The organism is Streptomyces sp. NPDC036822, from assembly GCF_055609145.1.
This window is the reverse complement of the sequence record NZ_JBVJPY010000002.1, coordinates 305,900-326,565: the sequence shown is the minus strand read 5'-3', so window position 1 is coordinate 326,565 and position 20,666 is coordinate 305,900. Positions and strand designations below refer to the sequence as shown.

General features: G+C 71.1%; 21 protein-coding genes. 8 read left to right on the top strand and 13 right to left on the bottom strand.

Annotated elements, in window-relative coordinates; translation table 11 throughout:
* Nucleotides 1-40 precede the first annotated feature (40 nt).
* Nucleotides 41-685 carry a DUF6230 family protein gene (locus tag ACZ68P_RS05875; protein WP_365716803.1) on the bottom strand — a complete coding sequence of 215 codons (645 nt, stop codon included), beginning with the start codon at nucleotides 683-685 and terminating at the stop codon, nucleotides 41-43.
* A 584-nt stretch (nucleotides 686-1,269) separates the two neighbouring features.
* A complete protein-coding gene (locus tag ACZ68P_RS05870; RefSeq protein ID WP_471003160.1) occupies nucleotides 1,270-2,235 on the bottom strand; it encodes a tetratricopeptide repeat protein in 966 nt (321 codons plus the stop codon).
* A 285-nt stretch (nucleotides 2,236-2,520) separates the two neighbouring features.
* Between ACZ68P_RS05870 and ACZ68P_RS05865 the strand changes: the two genes are divergently transcribed.
* Nucleotides 2,521-3,162 (top strand): TetR/AcrR family transcriptional regulator, encoded by a 642-nt coding sequence (locus ACZ68P_RS05865; protein ID WP_471003157.1) that lies wholly within the window; start codon nucleotides 2,521-2,523, stop codon nucleotides 3,160-3,162.
* An 85-nt stretch (nucleotides 3,163-3,247) separates the two neighbouring features.
* Here ACZ68P_RS05865 and ACZ68P_RS05860 read toward each other — a convergent pair whose 3' ends face one another.
* The 3 genes from ACZ68P_RS05860 to ACZ68P_RS05850 all read right to left on the bottom strand — a co-directional run bounded on the left by ACZ68P_RS05860 (nucleotide 3,248) and on the right by ACZ68P_RS05850 (nucleotide 5,928).
* Complete coding sequence (locus tag ACZ68P_RS05860; protein WP_365716809.1) at nucleotides 3,248-4,948, bottom strand: acyl-CoA mutase large subunit family protein; 1,701 nt, start codon at nucleotides 4,946-4,948, stop codon at nucleotides 3,248-3,250.
* 71 nt (nucleotides 4,949-5,019) lie between these two features.
* Nucleotides 5,020-5,352 carry a DUF3817 domain-containing protein gene (locus ACZ68P_RS05855; protein ID WP_365716811.1) on the bottom strand — a complete coding sequence of 111 codons (333 nt, stop codon included), beginning with the start codon at nucleotides 5,350-5,352 and terminating at the stop codon, nucleotides 5,020-5,022.
* A 66-nt stretch (nucleotides 5,353-5,418) separates the two neighbouring features.
* Nucleotides 5,419-5,928, bottom strand: coding sequence for a MarR family winged helix-turn-helix transcriptional regulator (locus ACZ68P_RS05850; RefSeq protein WP_365716813.1), 510 nt, complete (start codon nucleotides 5,926-5,928; stop codon nucleotides 5,419-5,421).
* A gap of 152 nt (nucleotides 5,929-6,080) precedes the next feature.
* On the opposite strand from ACZ68P_RS05850, the gene ACZ68P_RS05845 reads away from it, so the two are divergent.
* Nucleotides 6,081-7,094: a glycoside hydrolase family 6 protein gene (locus ACZ68P_RS05845; protein ID WP_471003153.1), complete on the top strand. Its 1,014-nt coding sequence runs from the start codon at nucleotides 6,081-6,083 to the stop codon at nucleotides 7,092-7,094.
* A gap of 107 nt (nucleotides 7,095-7,201) precedes the next feature.
* Here ACZ68P_RS05845 and glxA read toward each other — a convergent pair whose 3' ends face one another.
* From glxA to ACZ68P_RS05825, 4 genes are all read right to left on the bottom strand, one after another.
* Entirely contained in the window at nucleotides 7,202-9,220 is a 2,019-nt protein-coding gene (gene glxA, locus ACZ68P_RS05840) for a radical copper oxidase GlxA (protein WP_471003150.1), read from the bottom strand.
* Nucleotides 9,221-9,223: 3 nt separating this feature from the next.
* Nucleotides 9,224-11,053, bottom strand: a complete 1,830-nt coding sequence (locus tag ACZ68P_RS05835; protein WP_471003147.1) for a glycosyltransferase family 2 protein — start codon at nucleotides 11,051-11,053, stop codon at nucleotides 9,224-9,226.
* Nucleotides 11,054-11,207: 154 nt separating this feature from the next.
* Nucleotides 11,208-11,501 (bottom strand): MTH1187 family thiamine-binding protein, encoded by a 294-nt coding sequence (locus tag ACZ68P_RS05830; RefSeq protein ID WP_471003144.1) that lies wholly within the window; start codon nucleotides 11,499-11,501, stop codon nucleotides 11,208-11,210.
* Entirely contained in the window at nucleotides 11,498-11,842 is a 345-nt protein-coding gene (locus tag ACZ68P_RS05825) for a DUF3817 domain-containing protein (protein WP_471003141.1), read from the bottom strand. The genes ACZ68P_RS05830 and ACZ68P_RS05825 overlap by 4 nt, the downstream gene beginning before the upstream one ends.
* A 107-nt stretch (nucleotides 11,843-11,949) precedes the next feature.
* On the opposite strand from ACZ68P_RS05825, the gene ACZ68P_RS05820 reads away from it, so the two are divergent.
* The 4 genes from ACZ68P_RS05820 (at nucleotide 11,950) to ACZ68P_RS05805 (ending at nucleotide 14,607) form a co-directional block, all read left to right on the top strand.
* Nucleotides 11,950-12,588, top strand: a complete 639-nt coding sequence (locus tag ACZ68P_RS05820; RefSeq protein ID WP_471003138.1) for an AIM24 family protein — start codon at nucleotides 11,950-11,952, stop codon at nucleotides 12,586-12,588.
* A complete protein-coding gene (locus ACZ68P_RS05815; RefSeq protein ID WP_471003135.1) occupies nucleotides 12,588-13,238 on the top strand; it encodes an AIM24 family protein in 651 nt (216 codons plus the stop codon). Before ACZ68P_RS05820 ends, ACZ68P_RS05815 begins: the two co-directional genes overlap by 1 nt.
* Nucleotides 13,235-14,011, top strand: a complete 777-nt coding sequence (locus ACZ68P_RS05810; protein WP_471003132.1) for an AIM24 family protein — start codon at nucleotides 13,235-13,237, stop codon at nucleotides 14,009-14,011. Before ACZ68P_RS05815 ends, ACZ68P_RS05810 begins: the two co-directional genes overlap by 4 nt.
* Nucleotides 14,012-14,130: 119 nt before the next feature.
* On the top strand, nucleotides 14,131-14,607 hold the full coding sequence (locus ACZ68P_RS05805; RefSeq protein ID WP_471003129.1) for a MarR family winged helix-turn-helix transcriptional regulator: 477 nt from the start codon (nucleotides 14,131-14,133) through the stop codon (nucleotides 14,605-14,607).
* Here the strand turns inward: ACZ68P_RS05805 and ACZ68P_RS05800 are convergent.
* Together ACZ68P_RS05800 and ACZ68P_RS05795 are read right to left on the bottom strand one after the other, a co-directional pair.
* On the bottom strand, nucleotides 14,604-16,085 hold the full coding sequence (locus ACZ68P_RS05800) for a sensor histidine kinase (protein WP_471003126.1): 1,482 nt from the start codon (nucleotides 16,083-16,085) through the stop codon (nucleotides 14,604-14,606). The two genes, ACZ68P_RS05805 and ACZ68P_RS05800, sit on opposite strands and share 4 nt — an antisense overlap.
* On the bottom strand, nucleotides 16,082-16,792 hold the full coding sequence (locus tag ACZ68P_RS05795) for a response regulator transcription factor (protein WP_471003123.1): 711 nt from the start codon (nucleotides 16,790-16,792) through the stop codon (nucleotides 16,082-16,084). The genes ACZ68P_RS05800 and ACZ68P_RS05795 overlap by 4 nt, the downstream gene beginning before the upstream one ends.
* 118 nt (nucleotides 16,793-16,910) lie before the next feature.
* On the opposite strand from ACZ68P_RS05795, the gene ACZ68P_RS05790 reads away from it, so the two are divergent.
* Nucleotides 16,911-17,636: a PepSY domain-containing protein gene (locus tag ACZ68P_RS05790; protein WP_471003120.1), complete on the top strand. Its 726-nt coding sequence runs from the start codon at nucleotides 16,911-16,913 to the stop codon at nucleotides 17,634-17,636.
* A gap of 103 nt (nucleotides 17,637-17,739) precedes the next feature.
* On the opposite strand, the gene meaB is transcribed toward ACZ68P_RS05790, so the two are convergent.
* Together meaB and ACZ68P_RS05780 are read right to left on the bottom strand one after the other, a co-directional pair.
* Nucleotides 17,740-18,696, bottom strand: coding sequence for a methylmalonyl Co-A mutase-associated GTPase MeaB (gene meaB, locus ACZ68P_RS05785; RefSeq protein ID WP_365716839.1), 957 nt, complete (start codon nucleotides 18,694-18,696; stop codon nucleotides 17,740-17,742).
* A gap of 25 nt (nucleotides 18,697-18,721) precedes the next feature.
* Nucleotides 18,722-19,924: an acetyl-CoA C-acetyltransferase gene (locus ACZ68P_RS05780; protein WP_471003117.1), complete on the bottom strand. Its 1,203-nt coding sequence runs from the start codon at nucleotides 19,922-19,924 to the stop codon at nucleotides 18,722-18,724.
* 137 nt (nucleotides 19,925-20,061) lie between these two features.
* On the opposite strand from ACZ68P_RS05780, the gene mce reads away from it, so the two are divergent.
* Nucleotides 20,062-20,514: a methylmalonyl-CoA epimerase gene (gene mce, locus ACZ68P_RS05775; protein ID WP_365716843.1), complete on the top strand. Its 453-nt coding sequence runs from the start codon at nucleotides 20,062-20,064 to the stop codon at nucleotides 20,512-20,514.
* Nucleotides 20,515-20,666 lie beyond the last annotated feature (152 nt).

Here is a 20,666-nt window from a genome sequence, read left to right as displayed (position 1 = left end):
GGCCGCACGGAACGGCCCCGTCCGTCGAGGAGGGCTACTCCTAGAAGCACTCCTTGGTGCCCTTGTGCAGCTTCAGCTTCAGGTCGGGAAGCTTGAAGGTGGCGGCGGTGGTGGCCCACGCCGTCTGCTCCACGCCCGTCAGCGTCGCGTCCTCGGCGCGCTGCGAGAAGCCGTACGGGTTCGCCTGGGTGTCCGGCTGGATACCCGGCTTGCCCTTCTGCTTCGGGAGCTGGCCCGCCGCGACGCCGATGTCGATGTTGCCGAACTCGGCGTCGGCCTTCAGCGAGGAGACATCGAGGTAGATGCCCTTCGCGTAGACCGGCTTCTGGGCCTCCGTGCCGGCGCGCAGCTCCAGGGAGACGTTGCCGATGAACGGCACGTCCGGAGTCACGACGGACTGGCACATGTTGGTGATCCAGGCCTCGGAGAAGCCCGAGACGGCGACCGGGGCCGCGAACGGCTTGCCGTGCAGGTCCTTGCCGGACGCCACGCTGCCGTACTGGACGAAGTCCTTACCGACAAGACTGTCGGCCTTAACCTTGAACTCCTGGCCGGAGATGCTGAAGGACGCGGCCAGCGCGCCCTGGGCCAGGCCGACACCGATGGCGGCCGTCGCGGCCACACTCGGCACCATGACGACGGCGAACCGCTTCCATCTGGTCCCGCCACGAACCTGGGACTTCATGAGAATTCCTCCTTCTCGGACGTACATCTCCGGAGGGGCCGGGGCCCGTCCTGGGATGGGAGAAGTGCTACGTCCTCGGGAAGGCAGGCGCCGGGCGTCGGGCACGATGCGCGTCCGAATCACCGGCGATCACCCCCGAGCGACAACCACTGGCCACGCCTTGCGCGCAACCGCACTGGACAGGCCCTGCCGGTGAGGGCAGGAACCCCCCTGTCCAGGACCGGCGCCACTGCCGCCGGCCCGCCCGGTGGGGACCCTCACCGCGGACCCGGGTGGTTGCCGGGCTGGTGCGGTATCGGACCGAGCGTCGCCGATCGTGGTCCATTACGGGCCGGGGCACAAGGGGGCTCGTTACTCACTAGTAACGGCCTGATAACCGGGCCACGACAGGGCGATGTCGACCGGGCACGCTGGGTGCGGTTGACGTGCTCCGTACATCGGGAGGATGAGGTTGAAACCCGGACAGATCCACGGGTTCGATTTACTGCAAGTAACAGCGGCCGCGTTTACCAAGTTTTGGTAAAGCGCGGCCGCGTTATGTCACTGTGTCGCCGAATCGGCGGTGTCCTCGGGTGCGAAAACGGTCAGAACAGCACGCGTGCGAGGGACTGCCGGCCGGCGGTCACCCGCGGGTCGTCCGGGCCGATCACCTCGAACAGTTCCAGCAGCCGCAGCCGCGCCGCGTCCCGCTCCTCGCCGGCCGTACGCCGCACGGCGTCCACCAGCCGGCTGAAGGCGTCCTCGACGTGACCGCCGACCAGATCCAGGTCGGCGGCGGCGATCTGCGCGGGCACGTCGGCCGGGTTGTCGGCCGCGTTCTTCCGCACCTGCTGCGGGTCCATGTCCTGCACCCGGGCCAGCAGCTCCGCCTGGGCGAGACCCAGCTTGGCCTCCGGGTTGGCCGGATCGTCACTCAGCACGTTCTTGTACGCCTGGACCGCGCCGCCCAGGTCGCCCGCGTCCAGCGCGGACATCGCCGCTTCGAGGAGGGCGTCGTACGGACCGGCCGGGACCGGGGCCACGGGGGCCTCGCCGGCCTCCGGGTCCACGGCGATGCCGGTGAGACCGAAACGCTCCTCACCGACCTGGATCAGCTGGTCGAGGGTCTGGCGGATCTGGGCCTCGGGGGCCGCACCCTGGAAGAGCGGCAGCGCCTGCCCGGCGACCACCGCGAAAACGGCCGGAATTCCCTGGATGCCGAACTGCTGCATCAGCATCTGGTTGGCGTCGACGTCCACCTTCGCGAGGAGGAAGCGGCCGTTGTACTCGACGGCCAGCCGCTCGAGGAGGGGGCCGAGCTGCTTGCACGGCTCGCACCACTCGGCCCAGAAGTCGATGACGACCGGAACCTCGGCGGAGCGCTGCAGGACATCGCGTTCGAAGCCTGCCTCGTCGACATCGATCACCAGGGCGGAGGGGGCGACGGCCGACGGGCCACCCTGCCGGGCGGCCTCGGCGCGCGCCTGCTCCGCCTTGGCCTTGGCCTCTCCGGCCGCCTTCACCGCGGCGAGGTCGACGACGCCGCTCATGGACATGTTTCGGGGCTGCATGGGTACATCCTCCCCCTTCCGCGCACGTAACCGGTAAGCCATGGCTGAACCGTGCCGTCCGCAGGCCTCCCGCCGGTGTGCGAGACGTGTGGACGACACGGTCCCTCGTGTGGATCGCACCGGGTCCCCACCCGGTGCAGTGGTTGTCGCTGGGGCCGCTCAGAGCCTTTCGCTACAGGTCGTAGCGTAACTGTCCGACGGCGGCCGGGGGAAGACGGCCTCGGTGAACTCGCTCACATCGCCACCCTCTGGCGCAAGACCTACCGGCGGGTATGGTCGGTCCCCATGTGTAGCCGCACCAGCTCCCGACCCCGCGTCGCGGGACGTCCCGGTCGCCCCCGCTCCCCCGAGGCCGACACGGCGATCCTCGAGGCGACGCGCGCCGCCCTGGTGGAGCTGGGCTGGTCCAAGCTCACGATGGGGGACGTCGCGACGCGGGCGGGGGTCGCCAAGACCACGCTCTACCGCCGCTGGGCCAACAAGAACGAACTCGTCGTCGACGCCGTCGCCGTCCTCTTCGACGAACTCGAACTCCCCGACCTCGGCAGCCTGCAGGCCGACATCGAGAACGTGGTGCTCCAGTTCGCGGCGCTCCTGGAGCGGCCGGAGACGAAGACGGCCCTGATGGCGGTGGTCGCCGAGTCCACCCGCGACGAGCCGCTGCGCGCGCGCATCCGCGCCTCGATCGTGGACCGGCAGAAGCGTCTGGTCCTGGAGGGCCGCCAGCGCGCCCAGGACCGGGGCGAGCTCCCCGCCGACCGGGACCCCGAGGCGATGGACGCCACCGACGACCTGATCTTCGACGTGATCGCCGGGGCGGTGGTGCACCGGTCCCTGGTGAGCGCGGAACCGGTGGACGCGGAGTGGGTGCGGCGCCTGTCCGCCCTCCTGATCGGCGGCCTCGGCGCGGCGGCGACCACGGGCTGACCGGGCGGCCCCGGCCGAAGCCCCCGGGTACGGCGAAGGGGGGCACCGGCCGGCCGGTGCCCCCCTTCGTCCTGGACGTTTCGCCCTAGAAGCCGGGCGGCTCGGTGTAGACGCCCCACTCCTCGCGGAGCACGTCGCAGATCTCGCCGAGCGTGGCCTCGGCCCGTACCGCGTCGAGCATCGGACCGATCATGTTCGAGCCGTCCCGGGCCGCCGCCAGCATCGCGTCCAGCGAGGCGCGGACGCGGGCGTCGTCACGGCGGCCCTTGCGCTCGCCGAGGACCCGGACCTGCTCCCACTCGACCTCGTGGCTGACCCGCAGGATCTCCAGGTCGCCGGTGACCGAGCCGTGGTGGACGTTGACGCCGACGACCCTCTTGTCGCCCTTCTCCAGGGACTGCTGGTACTGGAAGGCGGACTCGGCGATCTCGCCGGTGAACCAGCCGTCCTCGATGCCGCGCAGGATGCCGGAGGTCATCGGCCCGATCGGGTGCTGCCCGTCCGGGTGGGCCCGCCGGCCGCGCTCCCTGATCTGGTCGAAGATCTTCTCGGCGTCGGCCTCGATCCGGTCGGTGAGCTGCTCGACGTACCAGGAGCCGCCCAGGGGGTCGGCGACGTTGGCGACGCCGGTCTCCTCCATGAGGACCTGCTGGGTGCGCAGCGCGATCTCGGCGGCCTGCTCGCTGGGGAGCGCGAGGGTCTCGTCGAGGGCGTTGGTGTGCAGCGAGTTGGTGCCGCCGAGGACCGCGGACAGGGCCTCCACGGCGGTCCGTACGACGTTGTTGTACGGCTGCTGGGCGGTGAGGGAGACGCCGGCGGTCTGGGTGTGGAAGCGGAGCCACTGCGCCTTGTCGGTCTTCGCGCCGTAGACCTCCTTCATCCAGCGCGCCCAGATCCGGCGGGCGGCGCGGAACTTGGCGATCTCCTCGAAGAAGTCGAGGTGCGCGTCGAAGAAGAAGGAGAGGCCGGGGGCGAAGACGTCGACGTCGAGGCCGCGGCTCAGTCCCAGCTCGACGTAGCCGAAGCCGTCGGCGAGGGTGTACGCGAGCTCCTGCGCGGCCGTCGCCCCGGCCTCGCGGATGTGGTAGCCGGAGACGGAGAGCGGCTTGTACGCGGGGATGCCCTGCGCGCAGTGCTCCATCAGGTCGCCGATCAGGCGCAGGTGCGGCTCGGGCTGGAAGAGCCACTCCTTCTGGGCGATGTACTCCTTGAAGATGTCGGTCTGGAGCGTGCCGTTGAGCACGCCCGGGTCGACGCCCTGGCGCTCGGCGGCGACCAGGTACATGCAGAAGACGGGCACGGCGGGCCCGGAGATGGTCATGGAGGTGGTGACGTCGCCGAGCGGGATGTCCTTGAAGAGGACCTCCATGTCGGCGGCGGAGTCGATGGCGACGCCGCAGTGGCCGACCTCGCCGAGCGAGCGCGGGTCGTCGGAGTCGCGGCCCATGAGCGTCGGCATGTCGAAGGCGACCGAGAGCCCGCCGCCGCCGGCGGCCAGGATCATCTTGTAGCGCTCGTTGGTCTGCTCGGCGTTGCCGAAGCCGGCGAACTGGCGGATGGTCCAGGTGCGGCCGCGGTACCCGGTGGGGTGCAGGCCGCGGGTGAAGGGGTACTCACCGGGCCAGCCGATCCGCTCGAACCCCTCGTAGGCGTCGCCGGGCCGGGGCCCGTAGACGGGCTCGACCGGGTCCCCGGAGAGCGTGGTGAAGTCGGCGTCGCGCTTGCGGGCCTTGTCGTAGCGGGCCTGCCAGCGGCGGCGGCCTTCCTCGATCGCGTCAGCGTCCATGCTTCGAATTTACTAGGACGTCCTAGTAAATGTCGATGGGAAACCCCCGCACATCCGTGCGGGGGTCCGTGTCAGACCTTGGCCGGGGCCGGCTGCGCGCCGCTGACCAGCGGAAGCGTCTCGCGGACGACCTTGCGCTCGACGAAGAACGCGGCGAAGGGGATCGTCCCGGACAGCAGCACCCACAGCAGCTTGCCGAACGGCCACTTCGCCTTGGAGCCCAGGTCGAAGGCGAAGATCAGGTAGATGATGTAGAGGACACCGTGGGTCTGGGAGACCGCGAAGGTCACGTCCTCGCCCATGTCGAACCCGTACTTGAAGACCATGCAGGTGCACAGCACGAGCAGCATGACGGCGGTGATGTACGCCATCACGCGGTAACGGGTCAGCACGCTGGATTTCATGCCGTCGAGCGTAACGGCACGTTCCGGGCGATCTTCGCCCGGGCCCCCGCCCCGGCGCCTCCCCCGCTACGCCTCGTCGAAGTCGTGCGCCGCGACCCGCAGGGGCCGCAGCATCGCGAAGATCTCGCCGCACTCCTCGGCGTCGTACACCCCGAGCCCGAAGTCCATCTCCATCAGGTCCTTGGTGGCCGACTCGACCACTTCGCGCCCCTTCTCGGTGATGGAGGCGAGGGTGCCACGGCCGTCGTTGGGGTTGGGCCGCTTCGCCACGAGACCGGACAGCACCAGCCGGTCGACCGTGTTCGTCACGGAGGTGGGGTGCACCATCAGCCGCTCGCCGATCTTGGACATCGGCAGCTCGCCGGCCTTGGAGAAGGTGAGCAGCACCAGCGCCTCGTACCGCGCGAAGGTCAGTCCGTACGGCTTGACCACGGCGTCGACCTCGGCGAGGAGGATCTGGTGGGCCCGCATGATCGAGGTGATCGCGGCCATCGAGGGGACCGGCCCCCAGCGGTGCTGCCAGAGTTCGTCGGCGCGGGCGATGGGGTCGAACGGGAGACTGAGCGGCTTCGGCACGCGTCGACCTTACCCACTGGTCACATGCTGGTCAGCCCCGTCTCGCACTTCGGTCCGCGCGCTTCGGATGCCGGTACGGTGTCGCAGCCCGGGCCGGACTGGCCGGTATGTCACGATGACCCGATCTGTCCCGACCCGACCCTGGGGGCTGGATGTCCCGCCGCACCCTCTCCGCCGCGCTCGCCCTCGCCTGCGGCGCGCTCCTCGCCGGATGCGCCGGCCAGGAGCCGCCCGGGACGCCGGCCGGTCCGCCCTCGGCTCGCGGGGAGTCCGCCGCCCCGACCGCCGGCTCGCCGTTCTGGGTCGATCCCGACAGCGACGCGGCCCATCAGGTCCGGCAGTACGAGGCACAGGGGCGGGCGGAGGACGCCGCGCTGCTCAAGCGGATCGCGGAGCGCCCGGTCGCGGAGTGGCCGGCCGGCGACGATCCGGTGCCGGACGTCACCAAGGCGGTGCGGGGCGCCGTCGCCGACCGGCGGACGGCGGTCTTCGTGGCGTACAACATCCCGCATCGGGACTGCGGGATGTACTCGGCGGGCGGGGCGCACGACGGGAACGCCTACCGCGCCTGGGTCGACTCCTTCGCCTCCGCCCTCGGTGACGCGTCCGCCGTCGTCGTCCTGGAGCCGGACGCGGTGCCGCACATCGTGGACGGGTGCACGCCGGCGCAGTACCACGGCGAGCGCTACCGGCTGCTGTCGGAGGCGGTCGACCGGCTCAAGCGGCAGCCGAACACCCGGGTGTACCTGGACGCGGGCAACCCGGCCTGGATCCACGACCCGGGCAAGCTGGTCGAGCCCCTGCGCCGGGCCGGCCTCGCCAAGGCCGACGGCTTCTCGCTCAACGTCGCCAACTTCCAGACCAACGAGACCGTGAGGGGCTTCGGCGCCCGGCTGTCCGGAATGCTGGGCGGCGCCCACTTCACCGTGGACACCAGCCGCAACGGCGACGGGCCCCTCCCGGGTGACGGGGAGGAGGCCTGGTGCAACCCGCCGGGCCGGGCGCTCGGGCTGCCGCCGACCGACAGGACGGGTGACGACCTGGTCGACGCCTATCTGTGGATCAAGCGCCCCGGTGAGTCGGACGGCACCTGCCGGGGCGGCCCGGCCGCCGGGGTCTGGTGGCCCGACTACGCGCTCGGCCTGGCGCGCCGGGCCAAGGCGTAGGGCCGGCGCGCGCGGGGCCGAGGCGGAGGGCGGTCGTCGGCCCGAGGGCGCGGGCGGACGTCGGCCCCGGCGTCCCCGGGCTCACTTCCGCGGATCGGCCCCCGCGCTCACTCCCGCGCGCCGGCCCCGTCGTCGGCATCGCCGCCGCGTTCCCCGGCGGGCGCGTCCTCGCCGCCGATGTGGACCCAGGTCGCCTCCGACGGCGTCCCGTCTCCGTCCGTCACGAAGAGCATGTACCAGCCGGGCGGCACCAGCGTGCTGTCCCGCGGCACCTCCACCGTCACCGCGTCCTTCGTCTTCGTCAGGCCGAGCGCCACCGAGCGCTGTTCGACGTCCGTGGTGTGGGTGACGGCGCTGGGCCGCATCAGCCGCGCCCGGGTGATGCGGGCCGCGTCCTCGGTACGGAAGGTGGCGCGCCCGCCGCGGTCGATCTCCCGGGGTCCGGCGCCCAGGACGGGACGGTCGGCGCCCCCCTTGTGCAGGTAGGGCGGGGTGAAGACCTCGATCTCCTGCTCGAACGTGCCGAGCTTGGTGTTGTCCTTGTCGTCGAAGAGGGGGTCGGAGCCGAAGGTGACGACCCGTCCGTCGGGCAGCAGCAGCGCCTCGGAGTGGTAGTTGCGGCCGACCGTGGGATCGGCGGCGGCGCTGAAGGCGTTGGCCGTCGGGTCGTAGAACTGGGCCCGGAGGATGTCGCTGCCGCTGCGGCCGCGGTACTCCTTCGAGCCGCCGGTGGTGAAGACGGTGTCGTCGGGCAGGAGCACGCTGCTGAGATAGCGGGTGCCCTGCGGCAGCGCGGGCCCGTCCCGGAAGACCGGGCTCTTCCGCGAGAGGTCGATGATCGAGGTACGGGCGGTGGACTTCGGCGACTCGCCGACCCCGCCGCCGCCGAGGACCATGATCTTCTGGTCCTGGACGGGCGGCAGGATCAGGGAGGCGGAGGTCTCCAGCTGGTCGGGGTCGGTCAGCCCGCCGATCGTGGTGAAGGAGTTGCTGTCCAGGTCCCACAGCCCCGGGGCGCGGCCCTTCTCCGCGGGGCCGTAGCCGGCGTTGGACCCGGTGTAGAGGAGCTTGCCGCCCTGGGTGAGGAAGAGGGACGGGTAGGTCGGGAAGTAGCGGAAGGGCCCCTGGGACCACTTCTTCGTCTTCGGGTCGTAGATCTCGTTGTCGCCGGGGACGACGTCGCCCACGTCGTTGAGGCCCGAGACGGCGAGCACCTTGCCGTCCTCCAGGGTGACGAGCGTGGGGTACCAGCGGGCGTCCTTCATCGGGGCGACCGGGATGTACTTCTCGGCCTTCGGGTCGAACTCGTACGCCGCCTTGATGCCCTGGAAGTCCTGCTTCTCGGTGGTGAGACGCTGGGCGAGGCCGTAGACGTTCCCCGCGTCGGCGCCCTTGAGGCCGACGATCTCGTACTGCGCGGCCTCGGTGGTGAGCGCCTGCGCGCCCTCCTCCTTCGCCTCGACGAAGACCCGCACCTCCGCGGCGGTGACCTTCGTCTTCCAGGGCTTCATCTGGCCGCTCTCGAAGTACGAGATCTGTTGCTCGCGCTTGGCCTTGGGGATCGTCACGTCGGTCGTGGAGACGTACTCGACGCCCGAGGGCGAGCGGAACACGGTGCCCTTCTTGAGGGTGACCGCCCTGTCGGGGCTCTCGTTCTTGACCCGCATCCCGCCGCCGGCCTTCTTGACCTCGCCGTCGAGGATCTCGTAGCGGGCGGTGCCCCCGGCGACGAGGAGGCGGCCGTCGGGGAGCTGGGTGTGGCCAGCGCAGAAGAAGTCCTCGGGGGTCGGGATCTTCTTGAAGGTGTTCCGCACCGGGTCCCAGAGGATGGTCTCGAAGGTGCCGGAGTCGAACTTCTCCTGGTCGTTGCCCGAGCCGGCGATCAGCAGCACCTTGCCGGTGTGCAGCAGTGCGGCGTGGATGGCGTTGATGCGGTACGCGTCGGGGACGTCGACCCTCGCCCAGGAGCCGTACTTCCGCCGGTACTCGGGCTGGGCGATCTTGTAGGCGTGGTACTTCTCCTCGACGAAGGAGACGGCGGCCGGGGCGTTGAGCGCCGCGAGGACCACGACGGCGCCACTGCCGAGAAGGGTCTTCTTCAGGTTCCTCGACGGCCGGTGGGCCATGACTCAGCTCCCTCCGGTGCTCGTGGGGGCGGGGGCGGCGGCGGGCGTGGCGGTTCCGGTGGCGGTGGTGGCCGGCGCGGACACCTTCGCCACCAGGGCGACCTGCTCGGGTTCGGCGGCCGGGTGGACGGCCATGGTCCTCCTGGCCTCGGCTCGGGCGCGCCGGTCCCGCAGGGTCGTCCAGCTCCAGATGGCGACGGGGGCGAGGGAGACGGCCAGGGCGAGGACGGCCCAGGTGCGCATGGCCGCGTGGGTGTGGCCGAGGTGGACCGACGCCGCGAGCGAGGCGACCAGGACCGCGGCCCAGTAGAGATGGATCCGGAAGGTGAGGACCCGGTCGGGGCTGGCCTCGCCGCCCTTGGGCGTGACGACGAAGCGGCCCTGGGTGCGCAGGATCGCCGAGCAGAGCGACATGAGGTAGATCGGGGCGGAGAGCGCGGACATCGCCATCCCGGCGAGGCCGCCGGAGCCCTCGGGCTCGTGCGGCGAGACGTTGTGCCGCCGGTTCCAGAGGTAGAGGCCGATCTGGAGGGCCACGGCGTCGCTGTAGATCATCAGCCAGACGGACGAGGAGACCTCGGTGCCGGACGCGCCGAGCCAGAGGAACAGGACGCAGCTGAGGATGCCGAGGAACCAGTTGACGGCCGTCATCGGGTAGTAGAAGAGCATCAGCGTGTAGTTGAGGAAGCGGCCCGGCGGGGTGCGGAAGGGCGCCCGCCAGTACTGCTTGATCAGCGTCTCGTACGTCCCCCGGGACCAGCGCAGCTGCTGGCTGAAGAAGTCGGTCCAGGAGGCCGGCCCCTCGCCGACGGCGAGGACGTCGGGGGTGTAGACGGAGCACCAGTAGCGGCCGGTGCGCGGGTTCCTGGTGCGGTGGAGCTCGAAGCCGGTGGCCATGTCCTCGGTGATCGAGTCGTAGAGGCCGCCGACCTGCTTGACGGCGGAGATCCGGACGACGTTGTTGGTGCCGACGAACATGGGGGCGCGGTAGCGGTTTCCGGCCCGCTGGATCAGGGCGTGGAAGAGGAACTGCTGGGACTCGGCGGCCTTGGTGACGGCGGAGGTGTAGTTGCCGTAGACCTGGGGGCCGACGACGAAGGCGACGTCGGGGTCGCGGAAGTAGCCGAGCATCCGCTCCAGGAAGTTCGGCAGGGGGACGTGGTCGGTGTCGACGGAGGCGAAGAAGTCGTAGGCGTCGCCGTGCATCGCGAGCCAGGAGTTGTAGTTGCCGTGCTTGGTGCGGGCCTTGTGCGGGCCGACGCCGCTGTTCCACTCGGGGACGCCGGACCGGGTGAAATGCCGGACGCCCAGCTCCCGGCAGAGGACCTTCGCCTGTTCGTCGTCGCCCTCGTCGAGGAGCCAGACGTCCAGCGGGCCGCAGTGACGCAGCCGCACCGCCCCCTCCAGGGTGGCGCGGACCATGGGGAGGGGCTCCTTGCCCGGGACGTACGTGGTGAGGAAGGCGACCCGGGTGCTCTTCTCGGGGTACACAGGGACGGGGTCGCGCGCGACCATCGTGGCGTGGGCGATGGAGGCGACGTTCACCAGCATGAAGAAGCAGATCAGCCCGATCGACACGAGCATGACGGTGTCGAAGGTGACGAGCCATCGGGCGGCGCCCTCACGGACGGTCCAGTGGCTGGGCCAGACGAGGTAGACGAGCAGCAGCGCGGAGAGCAGGGGCGCGAGGCCCATCATGAGAACGGCGCGTATTCGGTGCGGTTCCTTCGCGAGCAGGCTCCGGTACTGCACCGCGTAGGCGGGCGTATCCGGCTCCGTGAGCGGACCGGCGAGTCGGCTGTAGGTGTCGTAGTCGTAGCCTTGCGGCCGCACGGTGCCTCCAGCTGTCGTCGAACGAGTCGATACCCTCACAAAAGGCGACAACCATCCCCATGTCGACCGGAATAGCCCGGGCGGGTTGTTCTCGGCGGCGTACGGGTGAGCCCCCGGACCGAAAAGGTTCGGGGGCTCGTTCTTGCGCGCCGGATCAGCCCGCCAGGTGGCGTTCCACGGTGTCGATCTTGGAGGTCAGACCGTCGGTGACACCGGGGCGGATGTCGGCCTTCAGGACCACCGAGACCCGGGGCGCCCGCGCCTCCACCGCGGCGACGGCGCGCTTGACGACGTCCATCACCTCGTCCCACTCCCCCTCCACGGACGTGAACATGGCATCGGTGCGGTTCGGCAGGCCGGACTCGCGGACGATTCGGACGGCGTCGGCGACGTACGCGCCGACCTCGTCGCCGACGCCCAGCGGGGTGACGGAGAAGGCGACGATCACGCGTTCACCGCGCCCTCGCGGCGGGCGCGGGAGGCGATGACCGCGTCCTGGGCCTCGCGCTTGAGCTTGCGCTCGGCGAAGAAGCCGCCGAAGGGGAGCACGGAGAGGACGAAGTAGAGCGCCGCCGTCTTGATGTTCCACCGGGTGCGGTTCCAGGCGTCCAGCCAGAAGAGGACGTAGAGGACGAAGAGGATGCCGTGGATCGCGCCCATCACCGGCACCGCGTTGAAGTCCGTGGTGCGCTTCAGCACCGAGCAGACCAGCAGCAGGAGGAAGGACACGGCCTCCGGCGCGGAGACGAGCCGGAGCCGGTGGAGGGAGGAGGCGGTCTTGATGTCCACGGGTGGGGTCACCTTCGTTCGATCTTGTGAACGGATGCACAAGGGCCCGTCCATTGTGCACGCCGACTTTGCTGTCTCTTTATCCGGGGGCCCAGTACCGTCACTGCGTGGCAACGTTCCGACTCCAAGGCAGCAAAGTGCTCGCCGTCGACATGACCGGCGACTCCGTCAAGGCCAAGAACGGCTCGATGGTCGCCTACGACGGCCAGATGGCGTTCAAGAAGATGTCCGGCGGCGGCGAGGGCCTGCGGGGCATGGTCACCCGCCGCCTCACCGGCGAACAGATGGAGATGATGGAGGTGAAGGGCCAGGGGACCTGCTGGTTCGCGGACCGCGCTTCCGAGATCAACCTCGTCTCCCTGCACGGCGACAAGCTCTGGGTCGAGGCCAGCAATCTGCTGTGCACGGACACGGGCCTGCGCACCGGCACCACCTTCACCGGGCTGCGCGGCGGCGCGACCGGCAACGGGCTCTTCACGACGACCGTCGAGGGCAGCGGCCAGGCCGCCATCATGTCCGACGGGCCGGCCGTGGTGCTGCGGGTGTCCCCGCAGTACCCGCTCTCCGTCGACCCCGGGGCGTACATCGCCCATCAGGGAAACCTGCAGCAGAGCTTCCAGTCCGGTGTGACCTTCCGCACGTTCCTGGGTGAAGGCGGCGGTGAGGCGTTCCAGATCCGCTTCGAGGGCGACGGTCTCGTCTACGTCCAGCCCAGCGAGCGGAACACCGTCGGGGGTGACGTCTGATGCCGTTCCGTGAGATCAACTCGAAGATGGTCGAGGCCACGGTCGTGCCGGGGCAGCGCATGTTCAGCCAGCGCGGCGCGATGCTCGCCTACCGCGGCGACGTCACTTTCACGCCGAACACGGTCGGGGGCCAGGGCGGCGTGATGTCGATGATCGGCCGCCGGGTGGCCGGCGAGGCGACGCCCCTGATGACGGTCGAGGGCAACGGCACGGTGATGTTCGGGCACGGCGGTCACCACATCCAGGTGATCCAGCTGACCGGCGACACCCTGTTCGTCGAGGCCGACCGGCTGCTCGCCTTCGACGGCACCCTGGAGCAGGGCACGATGTTCATGGGCTCCCAGGGCGGCGTCATGGGCATGGTCCGCGGCCAGGTCACCGGCCAGGGGCTCTTCACGACGACCCTCAAGGGCCACGGCGCCGTCGCGGTCATGGCGCACGGCGGGGTGATCCAGCTGCCGATCAGCCCCGGGCGCGCGGTCCACGTGGACCCGCAGGCGTACGTCGCCCACCACGGCGACGTACGGAACAAGCTGTCCACGGCGCTGGGCTGGCGCGACATGGTGGGGCGCGGCTCGGGCGAGGCGTTCCAGCTGGAGCTGAGCGGCAGTGGTGCGGTGTACGTCCAGGCGTCGGAGGAGAAGCTGTGAGCGCCCCCGTGATCCATGACCCGATGACGCTGCCGTCGGACGACAACGTCAACGCCTACACCTTCTGTGTGGAGCTCAAGGGCTCCCAGTGGTTCCTGCAGAAGGGCAAGATGATCGCCTACTACGGGCGGATCGACTTCAACGGCATCGGCCACGGCCGGCTCGACCGCCTGGTGCGGTCGTCCTTCCACTCGCCGCTGCACGCGAGCGACTGGGTGGTGGCGGAGGGCAGCGGCAAGATGCTGCTCGCCGACCGCGCCTTCGACGTCAACTCGTACGACCTGGACGAGGGCAACCTGACGATCCGTTCGGGCAACCTCCTCGCCTACCAGCCGACGCTGGCCCTGAAGCAGTCGATCGTGCCGGGCTTCGTGACGCTGATCGGCACGGGCAAGTTCGTGGCCGCCTCGAACGGCCCGGTGGTCTTCATGGAGCCCCCGCTGCGGGTGGACCCGCAGGCCCTGGTGGGCTGGGCGGACTGCCCGTCGCCGTGCCACCACTACGATCACGGGTACATGACGGGCGTCATGGGCGGGGTGCGGGCGCTGACGGGGCTCGGCGGCACGTCGGGCGAGGAGCACCAGTTCGAGTTCGTGGGGGCGGGCACGGTCCTGCTCCAGTCGACGGAGCTGCTCATGCCGGAGCGCGCGGCGGGCGAGACGCCCCACCAGCCGGGCGTCCCCGGGGCGCATGGTTCCGGCCATGGTTCGCCGGGGTCGGCACCGCGCCTTCCCGGACAGCTGGGGGACCTCCAGCGTCGCTTCGGGCTGTGAGCGGTAGTCTGCGGAGTGTGACGTCCTCGAACGTCTGCGCCCGTATGCCGAGGCCCGGGTGCCCGGCGTCACATTCCGCGACTTCGTCCAGTATTCAACTTCTTAGGTAGAATCCTTATATGGAGACCGAGACGGCCACCCATTGGCTCACCGACGCCGAGCAGTGCGCCTGGCGCACCTACCTGGACGTCAACAGAATGCTGACGTACCAGCTGGAGAAGGACCTCCAGCCCTTCGGCCTGACCATGAACGACTACGAGATCCTGGTGAACCTGTCGGAGTCGGCCGACCGGCGCCTGCGGATGAGCGACCTCGCGGCGGCGACCCTGCAGTCGAAGAGCCGGCTCTCCCACCAGATCACCCGGATGGAGACCGCCGGGCTCGTGCGACGCGAGAACTGCGAGTCGGACCGGCGCGGTCTGTACGCGGTCCTGACGGACCACGGCATGGACACCATGAGCAAGGTGGCGCCGCACCACGTCGATTCGGTGCGCAAGCACTTCATCGACCAGCTGAGCCCCGAGGCCCTCGCCGACCTGCACGAATCCCTGAAGCCGGTCGCCGACCAGCTCAGGGGCCGCCGGGGCAAGCCCTAAGGCTTGCCCGGGCCCTCGACGCTCTTCGGGGCGGACGCTCCCCAGGCCTCCGGCTGCTCCGGGCTCCCGGCCCGGGGGAGCCGGAGGACGAAGCACGCGCCCCCGGACGCGGCCGCCGTCACGGTGAGGTCACCGCCGTGGCGGCGGGCCACGTCACGGGCGATGGCGAGACCCAGCCCCGCACCGCCCTCGTCGCGGGTGCGGGCGTCGTCCAGCCGGACGAACCGCTCGAAGACCCGCTCGCGCTCGGCCTCGGGCACGCCCGTGCCGTCGTCAGCGACCTCCAGGAAGACCCACGGGCCCTCCGCCCGCACGGTGGCCGTGACGCGCTCCCGCGCGTGACGCCGGGCGTTGTCCAGGAGGTTGGCCACGACCCGGGACAGCTGGGCCCGGGAGCCCGCCGCCCCGACGCCTCCCTCGGCCTCCACGCGGACGTCGGTGCCTTCTCCCGCACGGCCCGCGACCTCCGCGCGCACCAGCTCCGCCAGGTCCACCCGCGTCCGGCCCGGCCGCTCCCCCGCGTCCAGCCGTGCGAGCAGCAGCAGGTCGGCGGCGAGCCGCTGGAGCCGTACGGTGTCCTCGACGGCGCCGGGGACGTCGAGCAGCGCAGGATGCGCGACGCCCACCTCCAACTGCGTCCGCAGGCTGGCGATGGGGCTGCGCAGCTCGTGCGAGGCGTCCGCGACGAAGCGCCGCTGTCTCTCCACCGAGGTCTCCAGCGCGGCCAGCGTCTCGTTCGTGGTCCGGGCGAGCCGGGCGACCTCGTCGTGCGTGCCCGGCTCCGGCACCCGCCGGGAGAGGTCCTGCGACGCGGTGATCTCGGCCATCTCACGACGGATGGACTCCACCGGGCGCAGCGCCCGCCGCGTCACCAGCCAGGTCACCGCGCCGACCACGGCGAGCAGCACGGGCAGTCCGGCCAGCATGACGACGGACGCGGTGCGCACCGCGTCCCGCTGGGCCGCCAGCGGCGCGCCGGCGTGGACGAGGACCGTCCTGCCCTCGGGGTCCGTCACCTCCACCTCGGCGAACCGGTACTCCGCGCTCTCGCCGTCCACCGTCGCCCGCCCCTGGCCGTGCCCCGTGACGACGCCCGCACCGCCGGCGTCGGGATCGTCGTCCTCCTCGTCGTTCCGCGCGGCTCCGGCGCCCGTCTCCGGAAGGACGTCGGAGGCGCCGGTACCGCTGATCGCCGTCAGTCCCTCGCTCACCGCGAGCGCCCGGCCCCGCGCGTCGACGACCTGGACGGGGTGGTCGTCCCCGTCCGGGAGGTCGAGGGCGGGGTAGGGCGTGCCCGCGGCGATCCGGGCGGCGATCTCACGGCCGACGGCGTCGGCCTCCGCGTCCGCCCGGCCGGTGAGGTTGCCGCGCAGCGACAACAGCACGGCGATCCCCGCGGCGACCAGGGCCAGCGCCACCACCAGGGTGGCGCCGAGCGTGGTCCTCGCCCGCACCGAGGCGAACGGCCGACGGCTCACGGGGCCTCCAGCCGGTATCCGGCGCCGCGCACCGTCCCGATCAGCCCGGCGCCCAGCTTGCGGCGCAGCGTGCTGATGTACACCTCCACGATGTTCGGGTCGCCGTCGTAGGCGAAGTCCCAGACGTGCTCAAGGATCTCCGCCTTGGACACGACCGCGCCTGGGCGCACGGCGAGCTGTTCGAGGACGGCGAACTCCTTGCCGGTGAGCGGGACCTCCTCCTCGCCGCGGTGCACCCGGCGGGCCGCGGTGTCCACCCGCAGCGCGCCGACCTCCAGCACGGGCGACGCGCCGCCGCCGGAGTGCCGGCGCCGGAGCAGCGCCCTGACCCGGGCCACCAGGACGACGTACGAGAACGGCTTGGTGAGGTAGTCGTCCGCCCCCGTGTCGAGGCCCTCCGCCTCGTCGTACTCGCCGTCCTTGGCGGTCAGCATCAGGATCGGCACGTCGTCGCCCGCGGCGCGCAGGGCGGCGCAGACCCGGTAGCCGTTCATGCCGGGCAGCATGATGTCGAGCACGATCAGGTCGTACGCCGTTCCGCTCGCCCGGTGCAGTCCCTCCAGGCCGTCGTGGACGACGTCGACGACGTAGCCCTCCGCCGTCAGGCCCTTGGCCAGGGAGAGGGCGAGGCGCTGCTCGTCCTCCACGATCAGCAGCCGGGAGGGGCGACGCGGGGCGTCTCGGTCGAGGTGGTCGGAAGGGCGCATGGGGACCAGGTTCCCGCACCGCACCTGAAGACGCCTTCAGGTCTTCAGCGTGGCTTCAGGTCGGGTTCCGCACAGTGGTCCGTGTCGGAACGAACGAACGAACCGGTCGGAGGACCTCATGAAGCGGAACATCGTCATCGCCACCGTCGCGGCGGCAGCCGTCGTCTGCGGCGGGACCGCGGTCGCGTTCGCGGACGACGTGGGCGCCGGCGGCAGTGCGAGCGGCCGGAGCGGCACGGCGGAGGCCCCGCCCGCGAAGGTGACCGCCGTCCAGGCGATCGACGCGGCCCTCACGGCGCAGCCCGGCACGACCGTCTCTGCCGACCTCGACCTGGACGACGAGGGCGAGGGCGGGGGATCGGACGACCGCGGCTGGGAGGTCGACATCCTCGGCCAGGGCACGACCTCGTACACGGTCCATGTGGACGCCACGACGGGCAAGGTCCTCGGCAAGGAGACGGAGAAGGACGACGACGGCGACGACGGGGACTCCCGGCGGGCTCTGCGGGGCGCCTTCGTCGACGCGCGGCAGGCCGCGGAGGCCGCCACCGCGAAGGGCTTCGTCACCTCGGTCGACCTGGACGACGACGGCCGCTCGCCGGGCTGGGACGTGGAGACGGCCTCCGGCGACTGGCGGGTCGACCCCACGACGGGGAAGCTCACGGCGGACCGCGGCGACGAGGCGGACACGAAGGACGACGCCGCCGACGCGCGGGAGGACAGCGCCGGGACCCAGGACGACGCCGCCGAGACCCGGCAGGACGCCCAGGACGGCACGCAGGACAGCCAGGACGACGGCCAGGACACCCAGGACGACTCCCACGTCACCCAGGACGACGCCTGATCACCGGCACGGAAAGGGCCCGGTACGCGCACGCGTACCGGGCCCTTCCTCGCCCTCCGGACCGGTCGGCGGACTCGCCGGCCGACCGCCCGTCGGTTGTTCGTCAGTTGCCCGTCAGGCTCGCGATCAGTTCGTCCGACGCGGCGTACGGGTCCAGCTCCCCGGCGACGATGCGGTCCGCCAGCGCGTCCAGACGGCGGTCGCCGTGCAGGTCGCCGATGCGCTCGCGCAGGGCCGTGACCGCGATCGTCTCGACCTCCCGCGCCGAGCGCGAGCGGCGCCGTTCCGCCAGGACCCCGTGCTCCTCCATCCAGGCGCGGTGCTTCTCCAGGGCCTCCACGACCTCGTCGATGCCCTCGCCCCGCGCCGCGACCGTCTTGACGATCGGCGGCCGCCAGTCACCCGGGCCCCGCGCCTCGCCGAGACCGAGCATGTGGTTCAGCTCGCGCGCCGTGGCGTCGGCGCCGTCCCGGTCCGCCTTGTTGACCACGTACACGTCGCCGATCTCCAGGATGCCCGCCTTCGCGGCCTGGATCCCGTCGCCCATGCCGGGCGCGAGCAGCACGACCGAGGTGTCGGCCTGGGAGGCGATCTCCACCTCCGACTGACCGACCCCGACCGTCTCGACGAGGACGACGTCGCAGCCCGCCGCGTCCAGGACGCGGATGGCCTGCGGGGCCGCCCACGCAAGACCGCCCAGGTGGCCCCGCGTCGCCATGGAGCGGATGTACACGCCCGGGTCGGAGGCGTGCTCGGACATCCGGACCCGGTCGCCGAGCAGCGCTCCCCCGCTGAACGGGGAGGACGGGTCGACCGCCAGGACGCCGACCCGCTTCCCGGCCCGCCGGTAGGCGGCGACCAGGGCGGACGTCGACGTCGACTTGCCCACGCCGGGCGAGCCGGTCAGGCCCACGACGTACGCACCGCCGGTCAGCGGCGCGAGCGCCGCCATCACCTCGCGCAGTTGCGGGGACGCCCCCTCCACCAGCGAGATCAGCCGGGCCACGGCACGCGGCCGGCCCTCCCGTGCCTGGGCCACCAGTTCGGGGACGTCCACCATGTTCAACCGCTCCTTGGTTCCGGTGCTACTTGCCGGGTACGCGAACGATCAGAGCGTCACCCTGACCGCCGCCGCCGCACAGCGCCGCCGCGCCGACGCCGCCGCCGCGCCGCTTGAGTTCCAGCGCCAGGTGCAGCACCACACGGGCGCCGGACATGCCGATGGGGTGGCCCAGCGCGATCGCGCCGCCGTTGACGTTCACCTTTTCCGGGGTAACGCCCAGGTCCTTCATTGACTGGACGGCGACCGCCGCGAAGGCCTCGTTGATCTCGATGAGGTCGAGGTCCTCGACGCCCAGGCCCTCCTTCTTCAAGGCGTGGGCGATGGCGTTGGACGGCTGCGACTGGAGCGAGTTGTCCGGGCCGGCGACGTTGCCGTGGGCGCCGATCTCGGCGATCCACTCCAGGCCCAGCTCCTCCGCCTTGGCCTTGCTCATCACGACCACGGCGGCGGCGCCGTCCGAGATCTGCGAGGAGGTGCCGGCGGTGATGGTGCCGTCCTTGGCGAAGGCCGGACGCAGCTTGCCGAGGGACTCGGCGGTCGTCTCGCCGCGGATGCCCTCGTCCTGGGAGAAGACGACCGGCTCGCCCTTGCGCTGCGGGATCTCGACCGGGGTGATCTCGGCCTCGAAGATGCCGTTCTTCTGCGCGGCGGCGGCCCGCTGGTGCGAGAGCGCGGCGATCTCGTCCTGCTCGGGGCGGGCGATGCCGAGGCGCGTGTTGTGCTTCTCGGTGGACTCGCCCATGGCGATGTTCTCGAAGGCGTCGGTGAGGCCGTCGTACGCCATCGCGTCGAGCATCTCGATCGCGCCGTACTTGTAGCCCTCACGGGACTTCGGCAGCAGGTGCGGGGCGTTGGTCATCGACTCCTGACCGCCGGCGACGACGACGTCGAACTCGCCCGCGCGGATCAGCTGGTCGGCGAGCGCGATGGCGTCGAGCCCGGAGAGACACACCTTGTTGATGGTGAGGGCCGGGACGTTCATCGGGATGCCGGCCTTGACGGCGGCCTGGCGCGCGGGGATCTGGCCGGCGCCCGCCTGGAGCACCTGCCCCATGATCACGTACTGCACCTGGTCGCCGCCGATGCCGGCGCGGTCGAGCGCGGCCTTGATGGCGAAGCCGCCGAGGTCAGCGCCCGAGAAGGACTTGAGGGAGCCGAGCAGCCGTCCCATGGGCGTGCGGGCACCCGCGACGATCACTGAGGTGGTACCGGTCGTTCCAGACATGAGGCACAGCCCCTTGAGATGAGGAGTGAACGAGGGTTTACCGCCAATGTACTGAGCGGTGCCACGTGGGGTCACCGGCCAGCCGGTGTGACGGCGCGCACGTTGCGTAACCACCCGGCGGGGGATGCACTGGGACCATGCTGACGCGAATCGACCACATCGGGATCGCCTGTTTCGACCTCGACAAGACCGTCGAGTTCTACCGTGCGACCTACGGTTTCGAGGTGTTCCACTCCGAGGTGAACGAGGAGCAGGGCGTCCGCGAGGCCATGCTCAAGATCAACGACACCTCCGACGGCGGAGCCTCCTACCTCCAGCTCCTGGAGCCCACCCGCGAGGACTCCGCGGTGGGCAAGTGGCTGGCGAAGAACGGCGAGGGCGTCCACCACATCGCCTTCGGCACCGCGGACGTCGACGGCGACGCCGCCGACATCCGGGGCAAGGGTGTGCGGGTCCTCTACGACGAGCCCCGGATCGGCTCCATGGGCTCCCGGATCACCTTCCTGCACCCCAAGGACTGCCACGGCGTACTGACCGAACTGGTCACGTCCGCCGAGCCGTCGGGTGACCACTCCTCGGCGGAGCACTGACCTCCGGATTCCTGGCCCGGTAGAGTGGGCGGCTCCGGGCCGGGGCCGGTCGGTGCCGCATGCCATGCGGCGTCGTAGTCGGAGTATCCGATCTGTCACCATTCCCCGGGGGGCCCGTTCGCCGGGGAACGGATCTCATTGGAGTGTTTGCG